The organism is Agrobacterium sp. SORGH_AS_0440 (genome assembly GCF_031453135.1).
Lineage (GTDB): Bacteria > Pseudomonadota > Alphaproteobacteria > Rhizobiales > Rhizobiaceae > Agrobacterium > Agrobacterium pusense.
The window spans coordinates 1,305,905-1,320,431 of record NZ_JAVIYR010000001.1 but is presented as its reverse complement, the minus strand read 5'-3'; the positions used below and the strand labels follow the sequence as shown (position 1 = coordinate 1,320,431).

The window sequence follows — 14,527 nt, the reverse complement described above, 5'->3', positions numbered from 1 at the left end:
ACCAGCCCCTCTGGCCGGATCACGATATGGAGCAATGCTATGGTTTTCCATTAAAACGATAGAGAGACGATAATTCAATATCGGCAATGTTGCGGGAATAAAATTTCGCGCAACCACATGTTTTCCGCAAATCATCGCGGAGGCCCTTGTCAGACCCATCAAATAGAAATGCCGGCGCGGAGGAAGCCGCACCGGCATGATGGATCAATTTCCCTTCCGACGACGCGATCGAAAAGGCGATTACTCGATATCGAAGGAAACCCCCTGCGCCAGCGGTAGCGCCTTGGAGTAGTTGATCGTGTTGGTGGCGCGGCGCATATACGCCTTCCACGCATCCGAACCGGATTCACGGCCGCCGCCAGTTTCCTTCTCACCGCCGAAGGCACCGCCGATTTCCGCACCCGACGTGCCGATATTGACGTTGGCGATACCGCAATCGGAGCCTTCCGACGACAGGAAACGTTCCGATTCCTGTATGTCGCGGGTGAAAATGGACGACGAAAGACCGGCGGCAACGGCGTTGTGCGCTTCAATCGCCTGATCGAGATCGCTGTACTTCATGACGTACAGGATCGGGGCGAAAGTCTCTTCCAGAACGGGGCCAACCTGCTTCGGCATTTCGACCAGCGCCGGTTTCACATAATAGGCATCTGCCGCACCCGTATCCACGCGCCCGCCCCCATTCACCACGCCGCCAGCCGCCTTGGCCGCTTCGAGGGCTTTCTGCATGGCCTCGAATGCCGCCTTGTCGACCAGCGGGCCTACGAGTGCGGAGGTTTCCAGCGGGTTGCCGACGGAGACGGAAGCATAGGCCTTTTTCAGGCGTGGCACGAGCTCGTCATAAACGCTGTCATGCACGAAAAGGCGGCGAAGCGTGGTGCAGCGCTGGCCGGCCGTGCCCATCGCACCGAAGGCGATGGCGCGCAACGCCATATCGAGATCGGCGGAGGGGCAGACGATGCCGGCATTGTTGCCACCGAGTTCAAGAATGGCACGGGCGAAGCGTTTCGCCAGACGCGGCCCGACATCACGGCCCATGCGGGTGGAGCCGGTGGCCGAAACCAGCGGCACCTTGGGATTATCCACCAATGCCTCGCCGACCGCGCGATCGCCGATCAGCAGTTGGGACAGACCTTCCGGCGCGTCGCCGAAGCGGGCGGCAGCGCGTTCGAAAATGCCCTGAACGGCAAGCGCCGTCAGCGGCGTCTTTTCGGACGGCTTCCAGACGACCGAATTACCGCAGACGAGGGCAAGTGCGGCATTCCACGACCAGACGGCGACGGGGAAGTTGAAGGCGGAGATGACGCCGACGACGCCGAGCGGATGCCAGGTTTCCATCATCCGGTGGCCGGGGCGTTCGGTGGCGATGGTGAGGCCATAAAGCTGGCGGGAAAGACCGACCGCGAAATCGCAGATATCGATCATCTCCTGCACTTCGCCCAGACCTTCGGACGGGATTTTGCCCGCTTCCAGCGATACGAGACGGCCGAGATCGGCCTTGAAAGCGCGCAGTTCTTCGCCAAGCAGCCGGATCAGCTCACCACGGCGCGGCGCGGGAACATTACGCCATGCCTTGAAGGCAGCGTCCGCCCTGTCGATCACGGCCGCTACGCCCTCGACCGAAACGGTCTTCAGACTTGCAATTCGCTCGCCTGTCACCGGGCTGAAAGAGGCCATGTCGCCACCAGTGTAGAGATCGCGGGCAACGCCCATCCTCTCGAGCAGGGCGGCGGCTTCCTGTTTCACGTCGAGCTTCGTGGTTGCATCCATATCAATTGTCCTTTTGGCTGAGAGGGAGGAAGGCCGCCTTGATACGGCGCTTTCAACTCCCGTCGCTCTTCTTTCCCCGGAATTCGTTATATGTTCTGGGAACTCGCTCCGTCGAACTCGGCAAAACCCCGTTCCATTCTTTCCCGTAATCATATATGGGCATTATGACCCTTTTCCAATGAGGAAATCGGGTAAGTTGATGCGAGAATGGAATGGATCCGCGTAGAAGACTGGTCCCTGACATCGTCACCCTGCAGGCGTTCGAATGCGCCGCACGGCATGGCAATTTTACCCGCGCTGCCGAAGAACTCAACCTCACGCAGAGCGCTGTCAGCCGACAGATCGGCGAACTCGAAGCGCAGACGGGGATGCAGCTTTTCGAGCGTATCCGCAGACGGGTGGTCCTTTCAGAGGCGGGGCGCAAATTCCTGCCCGATGTGCGGCGCCTGTTGCAGCAATCCGAGCAGCTGATGGTGCGTGCGGTTTCGGCGGGAACATCGCATGCATCGCTATCCGTCGCGACGCTGCCGACCTTCGGCAGCCGCTGGCTGATGCCGCGCCTGCACCGCTTCATCGACGCCAACCCGGATATGACGATCACAATCGGCTCGCGCTCGCATCCCTTCGATTTCGACGAGGAGGGCTTCGATCTGGCCATTCACTACGGCCAGCCGGTCTGGGCACATGGCACCTGCACATTCCTGTGCGATGAGGTGATCGTACCCGTCGCCAGCCCTGCCCTGCTGCGCCATGCGGCGGTGACGCGGCCTGAAGACCTGACGCGGCAGTCATTGCTGCACGTCACCACGCGCCCGAAACTGTGGACGGAGTGGCTGGAAATGAACGGGGTGATGGCCGAAAATGCCTATCAGGGCAGCCGTTTCGACCAGTTCTCCATGATCATCGAAGCCGCCGCGAGCGGTATCGGTTTCGCCCTTCTGCCGAAATATCTCATCGAGGCCGAACTTTCCTCCGGCCGCCTCGAAATCGTTTTCGATATGCCGTTGCAGACCGACAAGAGCTATTATGTCGCCCTGCCGGAAGGGCGGCAGGACAATGCGCTCGCCCGTGCCTTTCAGGCCTGGCTGCTGGATCAGGTTGGCAAGCCGTTATAGCTGTGCGCATTAGAGGCGATTGCGGAAAAACGGGTTCCAGCGCACCGTGCCGAGCCTGACCTTTTCGCGGATCATTGTCAGCAGCCCGGATGCGGCGATGACGGCGAGCCCAAGTACCGCAATGGCGTCAGGATATTCGTGGAAGAAGGCCATGCCCATCGCGACTGCCCAGAGGATTTGCGAATAATGCGAAGGGGCGATCTGGCTTGCCGGTGCAATGCGGGTTGCCACCAGAAGCGTGATCTGCCCTGTCGCCGTGCAAAGCCCGATAAAGGCAAAGGCCAGCAGCTGGTGCAGGTTGGGCATGACAAAATCGGGAATGGAGGCAATGCCGTTGAAGGTGAGGCCGTAGACCAGCAGCACACCCATGATCGAGGTGCGCTTTTCCTTGCCCGCAAGCGAGCGCAAAAGCACGATGGTCATGGCCGCCAGGAAGGCGACGCCGATTGCGGCGATATGCCCAAGTTCCAGCGTCTTGAAACCCGGCCGCACGACGAGGATGACGCCCACGATGCCCGCCAGAACCGCAGCCCAGCGCCATGGGCCGATATTCTCCTTCAGCACGACGGCGGAAAGGACGGTTACGAAGAGCGGTGACAGGAAGATCAGCGCATAGGCTTCCGCCAGCGGAATGGTGGTGAAGGCATAAATACCGAAAATACCCGCGAACAGGCCGGAAATGGCGCGACCGTGCACCGCGAACGGCCGGCTCATGCGCCAGAACTCACGCCACCTTTCCTCGCGCGGTTTGCTGAAGAAGATGAAGATGCCGGAGAACAGGATGCTGAAAAAGCCGATTTCGAAAACGCTGATCTGCGATCCAAGCGACTTGATGGTGGCATCGCCCATGGAAAAGGTCGCGTAGGCGAACAGACCGAGCAGAAAACCCTTTTGCATTTAAACGTCCCCGAAAATCGACCGCAACGCAAAACTTCTCCCAGCCGCGTGGAACGCGACCCGGACGCCCCCACTCCGGGGGACAGACAGTCTGGCAGATTTTGATCCTCTCCCTATGGCTAGACCCGGCTACCTATGAGTGCAAGCCGGAAAAATCGTAAAATGGTCCGATTGAACGCGACCGGTGCAAATGGCTGCAAGGTGCGGCAAATTTGTCCCGTCACCGCCATCACATCCCCGTCATGGAAAGACGTTAGCCGGTGTTGATCGCGGCGCTTGGCGGCGGGCATGAAGGCGGCTAAATATTATCCTGCGATTTTCACTCGATGATTTCCCTGGCTTATATTGCTGCGTTACCATGGCCTCGCTAACCGAAAGGAAAAAGAATGCGGATTGTGATGATCGGTTCGGGTTATGTCGGCCTTGTGTCCGGCGCGTGTTTTGCAGATTTCGGCCATGACGTGGTTTGCGTCGACAAGATGCCGGAAAAGATCGAAGCCTTGAAAAATGGCCATATCCCGATCTTCGAGCCGGGTCTGGAGACCATCGTCGCCAACAATGCCAAAGCCGGGCGGTTAAGCTTCACCACCGATCTTTCCGCCGCCGTTGCCAAGGCCGACGTGGTCTTCATCGCGGTCGGCACGCCTTCGCGGCGCGGGGACGGCCATGCCGATCTCGGTTATGTCTATGCAGCGGCAAAGGAAATTGCCCATGCGCTGGATGGCTTTACCGTAATCGTCACCAAATCCACCGTTCCCGTCGGCACCGGCGACGAAGTGGAACGAATTATCCATGAGGAAAACCCCTCGGCCGATTTCGCCGTGGTTTCCAACCCGGAATTTCTGCGTGAAGGTGCGGCGATAGAGGATTTCAAGCGGCCGGACCGTATCGTCGTCGGCCTGTCGGATGAACGTGCCCGGCCGGTCATGACCGAGGTTTACCGCCCGCTTTATCTCAACCAGTCGCCGCTGCTCTTCACCACCAGACGCGCTTCCGAACTCATCAAATACGCCGCCAACGCCTTTCTGGCGATGAAGATCACCTTCATCAACGAAATGGCCGATCTGTGCGAAAAGGTTGGCGCCAATGTGCAGGATGTCTCGCGCGGTATTGGCCTCGATGGCCGTATCGGCCCGAAATTCCTGCATGCCGGCCCTGGTTATGGCGGCTCCTGTTTTCCGAAGGATACGCTGGCGCTCGCCAAGACCGCGCAGGATTATGATGCGCCGGTGCGGCTGATCGAAACCACCATCGCCATCAACGACAACCGCAAGCGCGCCATGGGCCGCAAGGTCATCAACGCGGTGGGCGGCGACGTGCGCGGCAAGAAGATCGCCGTGCTAGGCCTCACCTTCAAGCCGAATACCGACGACATGCGCGACAGCCCGGCGATCGCCATCATCCAGACCCTGCAGGACGGGGGCGCGAAGGTGGTGGGTTACGACCCGGAAGGCATGGCGAATGCCCGCCATCTGATCGAGGACATCGATTACGCAACCGGGCCTTATGAGGCTGCGGAAGGCGCTGACGCGGTGGTCATCGTGACGGAGTGGAACCAGTTCCGCGCCCTCGACCTGCCGCGCCTCAAGGCGATCATGAAAAGCCCGGTGCTGGTGGATTTACGCAATATTTACCGCACCGACGAAGTCGCCGCCCATGGCTTCATCTATGCCGCCGTCGGTCGCCCGCAGGAAAGCGGTTCGGATAACGACGCTTGAAGGCGTCGCCATCGCAGTTTCATCAAAAGGTTTTCTGCGTTTCGGTTTAACCGCAGACGCACCAATGGATTCGGGAAATCATCATGCGTTATCTGGTCACCGGCACAGCAGGCTTTATCGGCTTTTACGTCGCCAAGCGTCTGCTCGATGCTGGTCATTTCGTCACCGGCTTCGACGGCATGACGAAATATTACGATGTCAGCCTCAAGGAAAAGCGTCACGCCATTCTTTCCCGCTCCAACGGCTTCCGGGCGGAGATCGGCATGCTCGAGGATAAGGATGCGCTGAAGCGCGCGGCCGACGCCGCCGAGCCTGAAATCATCATTCATCTCGCCGCCCAGGCGGGTGTGCGTTACAGCCTTGAAAATCCCCGCGCCTATGTCGATTCCAATCTCCTTGGCTCGTTCAACATACTGGAGCTTGCCAGAAGCCTTGATGTCAAGCACCTGATGCTGGCATCGACCTCCTCCATCTACGGCGCCAATGAGAAAATCCCGTTTGCGGAAAGCGACAAGGCCGATGAGCCGATGACGCTTTACGCCGCCACCAAGAAGTCGATGGAACTGATGGCGCACAGTTATGCCCATCTGCACAAGCTGCCCACCACCGCCTTTCGTTTCTTTACAGTCTACGGTCCTTGGGGGCGGCCGGACATGGCGCCGATCAAATTCGTCGACGCCATCTCGAACGGCCGCCCGATCGATATCTACGGTCAAGGCAAAATGAGCCGCGACTTCACCTATATCGACGACCTGGTGGAGGGCATCGTCCGACTGAGCGCGGTCATCCCTTCCGAGGAAAACCGCGTCACACAGGAAGGCGTCACCGACACGCTCTCCCACCATGCACCGTTCCGCGTGGTCAATATTGGCGGCGGCCAGCCGGTGGAACTGATGCATTTCGTCGAGACGGTCGAAAAAGCGGTTGGGAAACCGGCGGTCCGCAACATGCTGCCGATGCAGCAGGGTGACGTTCCCCGCACTTTCGCCTCGCCCGATCTTTTGAGAGCCCTTACCGGCTACGTGCCGCAGACGTCGGTCGAAGAGGGCATCAAAGCCCTCGTCGCCTGGTATCGGCAGATGCAATCCTCCTCGCTGCAGGAATAACTACAGCGTTGCCAGCAGGCGATTGGAGATGGTGCCGCCGGACGCGCTCTGCATGGCGATCTTGGTTTCCACTGCCTCTATGATCGTGTCGCTGAAATCCATATCCGTGAGGTCGCGGATATTGGAAAGCCCGCCCGGCGAAAACACGTTCACCTCCAGTATCTTGTCACCGACGATATCAAGTCCGACAAGGAACATGCCGTCCTCCACCAGCTTCGGCCGCACCATTTCGGCAAGCACCACGATGTCGTCTGTCACCTTCACGGCCTCCGCCGTACCGCGGGCGTGGATGTTGGAACGCAGATCGCCTTTTGCAGGCACACGGCGAAGAGCGGCATATTTCCCGTCGCGCATCAGCGGCCGGCCATTCATCATGAAGAAGCGGATATCGCCGTCCTTAGCAGCCGGCAGATAGGCCTGCGCGATCAGATAACCCTCGAGGCTGACGGCCTCGAAAATCTGGTTGAGATTGGTTTCCTTGCTGGAGCCGATCTTGAAGACGTTCTTGCCGCCGGAGCCCTGCAGCGGCTTGACGATGACGCCTTTTGGATGGGCATCGGCAAAGGCTCGGATTTCATCCACATTGCGCGAAATAATCGTGGTCGGCCGGACGATTTCGGGAAAGCTCTGGAAATAGAGCTTGTTCTGCGCCAGCGCCAGACCTTCTGGATCGTTCAGCACGACGACGCCGCGCTGTTCGGCGAGCCGACCGAACAGGATGCCGGCATGGACCGCCCAGGGCCGTGTGGTCTGGTCGAGCGAGGGATCGTTGCGCAGCATCAGAGCATCGACCTCCTCGACATCCATGGTCCGCCGTTCCAGCGTCTTGTCCTGAAGAGCAGCATGAAACGCTTCGGATTTCTTGTATTTCGCCTTCGGCAGCACCGTGGCATGGATCGTCAGGCTGTCATCCGAACGCAGGGTAAAGTCACCCGGCGTCAGATAGATAACCTCATGGCCGCGATTGAGCGCCGCCATGGCCAGCAGGCCGGTTGCAAAATTCGGCCCCTCGGTTTCAATCGAATTGACGAAAAATGCGATACGCATGAAGCCCCTCCTATAATGTCGCGAGTTCGGCAATGGATATTCCCGCCCGGATTTTTTCCAGACGCTCGTTGGCCCTGGCCGGCAGCAGGAATGCGGGCCTGACGCCTGGCGGGCGCAAAAGGCCGCGCAGGCCAAGCTCCTGCATGACCGGGAAATGCTGGGCGGCTATCTTGCCCATCCAGAACGGATCGAGCGCACCGCCCTTGCGCAGATGGTCCAGCACCTCCGCCAGCCCGCGCAAATAGATCGCGTCCTTCGAGAGGCCGCCGCCGCGATAGATGCGCAACGTCATGTTGAAGGCGCCAGCCTCATCAAAACCATGGTCGCGGGTCATGAGCCGGAACGTCTCCACAAAGCTGGCGCCATCCAGCATGGCGGCACAGCCGACGACGCGGGCAGCAATCAGCCGCAGGCGCTCGCGCGTCATTCCGCCAGCCAGATGCTCCGCCAGCACCGCCAGCCCTTCCTGCACGCCCTCATAGCCGGAGAGGCCGGTACGAAAGAGCCTGAGCCCCTGAAACGACCCATTGAAATAGGTGAGGAGATGCACGCCGATCTCATGCGACAGGAGCGCTTCGACACGGCGCTGTTCCATAACGGTGTGCCGGGAAATCAGAAGTTTCTCGCCCGTCACCATCAGACCCGGCGGCAGGTCGTCGCGGATTTCCACCCGTGCCTTGAAGCCCGGCTCCTCGGCCAAGTAGGACTCGACCATCTCGCGCGACTTCCGTGCGACGGCGTAACAATCTACCATCGCGATTTCGCCGCCCTCCTCCCGGCGAGGACAATCCTCCAGCACCCGCAGCGCCAGCGTCAGCAGCGCAGGTTCGACGGCGCCATAGAGGGCGCGTGAAAAATCCGTGAAAGTGCGCCGGTGCAGATTGGCCAGCATCGTCAGTTGCAGATCGATCTCCTGCTGTTTCTCCCGATAGAGATGGTAAAGCACCGGATCTTCCAGATGATCGAAAACCACCGAATAGAGCTTTCGCTTCTGCTCCTCGACATCGACGCCCAACGGCCGGTAGAGAAGACGCGGCGCGAACTGGAAGCTGCCGTCCCGAAATTCCTCGAAGGCCCGGCGGGCATTGATTGGCGTGACGGAGAGAAGGAAATCGAAGGACGATACGATATCGTCGATGGACCTGTCTGCGCGCCTGACCGCATCGACGAAGGCCTTGCGGCCGAGCGCCCTGTGGCTGGTCACTTTAAGCGCGTCCATCCCTGCAGAGAATGACGAGAAGGCTTGCAGGCCCGCGTCGAAAAGATCGGCGATCATCGTCTCGCGCAGGCCCGGATAATCGGCACCGGATTCCGGCTGTCTATAGATCGGCGCGAAACGGACACTGATACAGGGAAAGTACAGTCCTGCATTCTGAAACCGGAGGATCGGGTCGCCTTCCGGCTCGGGCCGGGTGATGCGCGGTGTACGAAACCGCACCTCGGCGTCACACACGGCCTTGATGAATACCCGACGGGCCTTTTGTGTTTCCGGTTCGGCTGTCGCCGAGACGGAGACTTCATAATGCGGTAAGAAGGGTGAATCGTCGGCAAGCAGGATGTCGTGCTCCAACTCACCGATATCGAGCACGATGAAGGCGCCGAAACGCTCCCGCATGGCCGTACCCACGGCGTCGATCAACGGCGCGGCCTCCTGAACGGTCGAAGCAATGAGATAGGAAGCGTGAGCGGCGGCAATGTCGCGCGCGGCAAGATCTTTCGTGCCGCCGGTCAGATGCAGGCACAGGAAAGGTAGTGGCCGATCGATATGAAGCCGGCCGTCTTTGCCGATATCGCGACGTATCGCCTTGCCTGCCTGGAGGCAGGATGTCACGTCATCCACCAGCTCGGCAGTGGAAGAAGGGACATCACGGGCGGCAGAAACATTCATCGCCGCGACCTCAGACATTCCTCGACAACGGGCTGAAGTGCCGTGATCATGTCCCGTATTTCCGACACGACGCGCCTGTCCGGCTTTCCGGTCCATTCGTCCATAAAGAATTTCTTGAACTCGATAGCGATGGCACAGCCGTTTTCCGCGAAACGCTCGTGGATGAAACGGGTCTGTTCCCCCTTGCCCTGAAACGCCACGTTCTCGCGGACATCAAGACGGCGTCCGGCAATGGTCGCTGACGCGAAATGATGACCGACGGCGCTGACGATATCGTTCCAGCGGCTGCGGTCCATGGAAAAGGTGCCGATATTGATATCGGGTGCTTCCGCAGGCGTGGTCGGCGGCGAAGCCGGACCCTGCCGGCGATGGTTGTAGGTGTGCACGTCGAGCACGACAAAAGCGCCGTGCCGCCGTTCGAGCGCGGCCAGCGTATTTTCCAGCATCGCGTAATAATCCGCGTGGAAATCCAGAGATTGCCGGACCGCTGCTGGCGCGGGCTCCTGTTTCCATACCTCAAGCCCCCAGGATTGTTCCGGCTTCAGATAGATGGCCTGATCGGCGGCGCGGTTGAGGTCGATTTCGAAACGTGAGTGGTGCACAATGATGCGGTTGGTCAATCCCGCAATCATGTCGCCGGTGAACGGATCTTCCTCTCTCAGGCGTTGTTCGCCCGAAAGGGCCACCAGCCCGGCTATATCGGGCCGTATGCGGTGACCGTCATGGATGGCGGTGCCGATAACCGGCGAATTGCCAAACCCGACCGTCCAGAAGCCCGTATTTTCATCCTTGCCGTCGCTGTGTCTGGCTACCATGCTGCCTCCCCTGCATCAGGGGTAGAACAGCACAAGCGGCCCGTTTGTTCCGGCAAAAATTGCGCGCGATTTATTGGGCCGCAGCACGCATGCGCCGTCAAAAAACTGCGGAACCATACCGGAAAGCTCACGTTGTTCTGGCAGGAGGGCCGCCGTGTCAAACGGACATGATGGCGCTGAAGAACATCGGGGTTTTTCCGTTTTCTCCCGGTGGCCAACGAAACGGCAGTCGAGCTTCTTACCCATCCGGCGTCCCTCCGTTCCCGATTCCACACACTAGGAGCCGCGACATGGAAAAAACCGAAACGCGCAAACTTGCGGAAGAATATCTGCGGCTCGGCGGCACGCGTCAGGTGATGATCGACGACAACAAGACATTTGTGCGCCAATGGGAGCACGAACCAGCTGCAGCCGAGACATTCTGGCAGACGCACATCGAACCGCTCGACGCTGAACGCCGCAAGGACGTGGAATTTTTCCTCCCCTCCGTGAATTCGGACAAGGAAGATTGAACCCAAAGGAGACAGATATGACTGCTATTAACGCCGCAAAAATCCTTATCCTGGCAACCGACGGCTATGAACGCTCGGAGCTCAGGGTGCCCTACGATCAGCTCAAGGCCAAAGGCGCGGATGTAAAGATCGCCTCTATCAAGGAAGGAGAGATCAAAAGCTGGGATGAAAAGGACTGGGGCGACAGTATTGCCGTCGATCTCCTCGCGAAAAGCGTTCGCCCGGATGATTTCGACGCGCTGGTGCTTCCCGGCGGCCAGATCAATCCGGACGTGCTGCGCCATGACGAAGACGCCATGCGGGTGGTCCGCGATTTTCTGAAATCCGGCAAGGTGGTAGCCGCCATCTGCCACGCGCCCTGGCTTCTGGTCGAAGCCGACGCCCTTCGCGGCCGTGACGCCACATCCTATTGGTCGATCAAGACCGACCTGAAAAACGCTGGCGCCAACTGGAAGGATGAAAAGGTGGTCACCGACAAGGGGATCATAACCTCCCGCAGCCCCGATGACCTTGATGCCTTTGTGGCCAAGATCGTCGAAGAGGTGGAGGAAGGTCGCCACGAGCGCCGTGCCGCCTGATACACTCCGCAATTCCTTTGTGCCGCCGGCTTACGGCGGCACTTTTTTTGGGAGGAAGTCATGAAAAGCAGATTGCTGGCGAGCGCCGCCGAACGTACCTTCATTCTCGTGATCGAGCCGGAAGAAGAGGCATTCGACGCGATCCGCCGCTTTGCGCGGACCGAAAACATCAACGCGGCGTCGGTGACGGCGATCGGTGCCTTCTCCACCGCGACGCTTGCGTTTTTCGACCTTTCATCGCGAGAATACAAAGAAATACCCGTGACGGAACAGAGCGAGGTCCTGAGCCTGCTCGGCGATATTACCCTTGACGAAAACGATACGCCGAACCCGCACCTGCATGTCGTTCTGGGCTTTGCCGATGGCTCGACCAAGGGCGGGCACTTTCTGAAAGGCGTGGTACGACCGACACTGGAAGTGGTTATCCGCGAAACACCCGCAGAACTGCGACGCAGCTATATCAGTGACTTCGGCATAGCCCTCATCGACCCCGCGAAATAATCCCGCGGAACCGGAAAAACGCCATTGCGTTATCTCTTCACACGGGGGATGGCATGGCGGCGACAATCGATCGGGACGGTGAAGGCGACGACGAGGTCAGACAGTTTCTGACAGGTCTGGCGCGAGGAACGGCGGGCGCATTGCTGTTTGCCCTGCCCATGCTGATGACCATGGAGATGTGGTTTCTGGGCCTTTACATCAGCCCATGGCGGCTCCTGCTGCTTTGCGTCCTCAACCTGCCGCTCCTTCTACTTCTCGCCCGTCGGATCGGGTTCGAGAATATTCACTCCTGGAGCCAGGCGGCGCGAGACGCAATAACCGCCTACGGGCTGGGCGTCGCGGTGAGCGCGGCCGCACTTCTGCTGTTCGGTGTCCTCAACGACCAGATCACCGCCTCCAACATCGTCACAAAGGTTGCGTTACAATCCGTTCCCGCGAGCATAGGCGCCCTGCTTGGCCGCAGCCAGCTTGGACAGCATTCCGATGAGCAGGATGAAGAGAAAGGCGAATATTCGGGCGAGACCGGATATCTGCACGAGCTCTTCATGATGGTGGTGGGTGCGCTCTTTCTGAACCTCAACGTCGCGCCGACGGAAGAAATGATCCTCATCGCCTATAAGGTGACCCCCTATCACATTCTCGCCCTGTGCCTGCTGTCGATCGCCATCATGCATGGTTTCGTCTACGCGCTTCATTTCAAGGGCTCGCATCGGCTCCACGAGGGACAGAAATGGTGGCAATCCTTCATCCGCTTCACCCTGCCGGGCTACGTCATCGCCATCGGCATCAGCATCTACACGCTCTGGACTTTCGAACGCCTCGACCACACCTCCCTGTCGCAGATATTGAATGCCGCCGTCATTCTCGGCGTTCCCGCCTCGATCGGCGCCGCCTCGGCCCGGCTGATCCTGTGAGGACATCATGACAATCTCCAAGGATGGAAAACACACGGAAAGTTCCGATCCGCACTGGATCGAATGGGTCACGGGCGCCATCTGCACCCTGCTCGTCGCCGCCATGCTCGGCTGGATCCTCTACGACATCTATCGCTACGAACCGGACGACGCCCGCTTCGAGATCGCCGTGACAGACGTTAACGGTGAGCCGGGGCAATATCGGGTGAAATTCGATATCCGCAATCTCTCCATGACGACGGCGGCGCAGGTGCAGGTGCGCGGAGATCTGCAGCAGGACGGCGGCACGCAGGAAAGCGCGGACGTGACATTCGATTACGTTGCCTCGGAATCGCGCGACAGCGGAACGCTTTTCTTCCGCAACGATCCCGCAGGCGGGAGGCTTATCATCAACGTCGCCGGCTATACCGAACCGTGACAGTTTTCAGGACCATTTCATGACCGCATCAGACCTGACGAAGGAACGCGACCTCAGGGAGTCAACCCCGCTCTGGGCCGATACGCCGCGGATCGGTGTCAGAAGCGGCAAGACGCCGAAAGACAACCACTACGACACAATCGTTGTCGGGACCGGCATCAGCGGCGCGCTGGTGGCCCACTCGCTGCATCGCCCGGGACGATCCATGCTGATCGTTGACCGACGCGAACCCGTCAAAGGCAGCAGCATGGCGAGCACCGCAATGATACAGCACGAGATCGACACGCCGCTGACGAAACTCCGGACGATGATCGGCAGGGAGGCCGCAGACAGGGCTTGGCAGCGCTCGGCGCGCGCGGTTCTTCGTCTGGAGGAAATCGTCACCTCGCTCAATATTTCCTGCGGCATGAGACGAAAACAGGCACTGTACCTCGCCGGTGACGACATGGGTTCGCGCGCTCTGAAGGCAGAGGCGGATGCCCGCGCAGAAGCCGGCATCGAGGCTGAGTTTCTCGGCGCCGCGCAACTGAGAGAGCATTATGGGTTGGAACGGACCGCCGCCATCGTCAGCGACATATCGGCCTCCGCCAATCCCGCCCAGTTGACAGCGGGTCTGCTGCGCCATACCGCGAGCGCTGGAGCGGAAATCGTCGCTCCTCTGGAAATCACCGATCTCAGAAACGTTGGCGACGAAGTAATCGTCGCCACTGCCAACGGGAAAATCCTCTCCGCCGGCAACATCGTATTTTGCACCGGGTATGAGTTCTTGAAAGCCCTTGAAAGCCCGACGCACCGGATCATTTCCACCTGGGCGCTGGCCAGCAGAAAAGGGCTGGATCTGCCGGACTGGCTGCAAAGCCACATCGTATGGGAGGCGGCAGACCCCTATCTCTATCTGCGAACCGACCGTGAGGGACGAGTGATTGCCGGCGGCGAGGACGAGGAAAATCCTGTCTCCTATCAGTCGAAGAGCAAGCTGGCGGGCAAGACACGAACGATCCGCCGCAAGATTGAAAAACTGCTGGGCGTGGATATCGGTGAACCCGATTATCGCTGGGCGGGAGCCTTTGGTACGACCACCACGGGCCTGCCGCTGATCGGCCTCGTTCCGGGCATGAAGAATGTCTATGCGGTGATGGGGTTCGGCGGCAACGGCATCACTTTCAGCCAGATCGCCGCCGAAATCGTGGCCGCCGCCATCAATGGCGGTACCGACCCCGACGCCGATCTTTTTCACTTCCGCTAATG

The 14,527-nt window shown here is 59.6% G+C and carries 15 protein-coding genes; 9 read left to right on the top strand and 6 right to left on the bottom strand.

Going from position 1 to position 14,527, the window contains the following annotated elements:
- Positions 1–240: 240 nt before the first annotated feature.
- The gene (locus QE453_RS06075; protein ID WP_112765935.1) at positions 241–1,770 is read right to left on the bottom strand and encodes an aldehyde dehydrogenase family protein; all 1,530 of its coding nucleotides are present in this window, start codon (positions 1,768–1,770) and stop codon (positions 241–243) included.
- Between the two features lie 212 nt (positions 1,771–1,982).
- Between QE453_RS06075 and QE453_RS06070 the strand changes: the two genes are divergently transcribed.
- Complete coding sequence (locus tag QE453_RS06070) at positions 1,983–2,885, top strand: LysR family transcriptional regulator (RefSeq protein ID WP_279873900.1); 903 nt, start codon at positions 1,983–1,985, stop codon at positions 2,883–2,885.
- Between the two features lie 9 nt (positions 2,886–2,894).
- Here QE453_RS06070 and QE453_RS06065 read toward each other — a convergent pair whose 3' ends face one another.
- Positions 2,895–3,782, bottom strand: coding sequence for a DMT family transporter (locus QE453_RS06065; RefSeq protein ID WP_004437937.1), 888 nt, complete (start codon positions 3,780–3,782; stop codon positions 2,895–2,897).
- Between the two features lie 386 nt (positions 3,783–4,168).
- Between QE453_RS06065 and QE453_RS06060 the strand changes: the two genes are divergently transcribed.
- Positions 4,169–5,500, top strand: coding sequence for a UDP-glucose/GDP-mannose dehydrogenase family protein (locus tag QE453_RS06060; RefSeq protein ID WP_037090656.1), 1,332 nt, complete (start codon positions 4,169–4,171; stop codon positions 5,498–5,500).
- 83 nt (positions 5,501–5,583) lie between these two features.
- Entirely contained in the window at positions 5,584–6,606 is a 1,023-nt protein-coding gene (locus tag QE453_RS06055; protein ID WP_279873899.1) for an NAD-dependent epimerase, read from the top strand.
- On the opposite strand, the gene QE453_RS06050 is transcribed toward QE453_RS06055, so the two are convergent.
- From QE453_RS06050 to QE453_RS06035, 4 genes are read right to left on the bottom strand one after another with little or no spacing between them, the layout of a single operon-like run.
- A complete protein-coding gene (locus tag QE453_RS06050; RefSeq protein ID WP_309776534.1) occupies positions 6,607–7,653 on the bottom strand; it encodes a glutathione synthase in 1,047 nt (348 codons plus the stop codon).
- A gap of 10 nt (positions 7,654–7,663) precedes the next feature.
- Positions 7,664–9,541, bottom strand: coding sequence for a flavohemoglobin expression-modulating QEGLA motif protein (locus QE453_RS06045; RefSeq protein WP_279873898.1), 1,878 nt, complete (start codon positions 9,539–9,541; stop codon positions 7,664–7,666).
- Positions 9,538–10,356 (bottom strand): N-formylglutamate amidohydrolase, encoded by an 819-nt coding sequence (locus QE453_RS06040; RefSeq protein ID WP_279873897.1) that lies wholly within the window; start codon positions 10,354–10,356, stop codon positions 9,538–9,540. Before QE453_RS06040 ends, QE453_RS06045 begins: the two co-directional genes overlap by 4 nt.
- A 15-nt stretch (positions 10,357–10,371) precedes the next feature.
- Positions 10,372–10,602, bottom strand: coding sequence for a hypothetical protein (locus tag QE453_RS06035; protein WP_004437918.1), 231 nt, complete (start codon positions 10,600–10,602; stop codon positions 10,372–10,374).
- 44 nt (positions 10,603–10,646) lie between these two features.
- On the opposite strand from QE453_RS06035, the gene QE453_RS06030 reads away from it, so the two are divergent.
- The 6 genes from QE453_RS06030 to QE453_RS06005 are packed head-to-tail and all read left to right on the top strand — an operon-like array spanning position 10,647 to position 14,525.
- Positions 10,647–10,868: a hypothetical protein gene (locus tag QE453_RS06030; protein ID WP_004437916.1), complete on the top strand. Its 222-nt coding sequence runs from the start codon at positions 10,647–10,649 to the stop codon at positions 10,866–10,868.
- A gap of 17 nt (positions 10,869–10,885) precedes the next feature.
- Entirely contained in the window at positions 10,886–11,446 is a 561-nt protein-coding gene (locus QE453_RS06025) for a DJ-1/PfpI/YhbO family deglycase/protease (RefSeq protein WP_004437914.1), read from the top strand.
- A gap of 60 nt (positions 11,447–11,506) precedes the next feature.
- Positions 11,507–11,947, top strand: a complete 441-nt coding sequence (locus tag QE453_RS06020) for a PPC domain-containing DNA-binding protein (protein ID WP_072495043.1) — start codon at positions 11,507–11,509, stop codon at positions 11,945–11,947.
- 53 nt (positions 11,948–12,000) lie between these two features.
- Complete coding sequence (locus QE453_RS06015; RefSeq protein ID WP_004437909.1) at positions 12,001–12,861, top strand: TIGR02587 family membrane protein; 861 nt, start codon at positions 12,001–12,003, stop codon at positions 12,859–12,861.
- Between the two features lie 7 nt (positions 12,862–12,868).
- Complete coding sequence (locus tag QE453_RS06010) at positions 12,869–13,279, top strand: TIGR02588 family protein (RefSeq protein WP_004437907.1); 411 nt, start codon at positions 12,869–12,871, stop codon at positions 13,277–13,279.
- A 19-nt stretch (positions 13,280–13,298) separates the two neighbouring features.
- Positions 13,299–14,525 carry an FAD-binding oxidoreductase gene (locus tag QE453_RS06005; RefSeq protein ID WP_137069797.1) on the top strand — a complete coding sequence of 409 codons (1,227 nt, stop codon included), beginning with the start codon at positions 13,299–13,301 and terminating at the stop codon, positions 14,523–14,525.
- Positions 14,526–14,527: the final 2 nt, after the last annotated feature.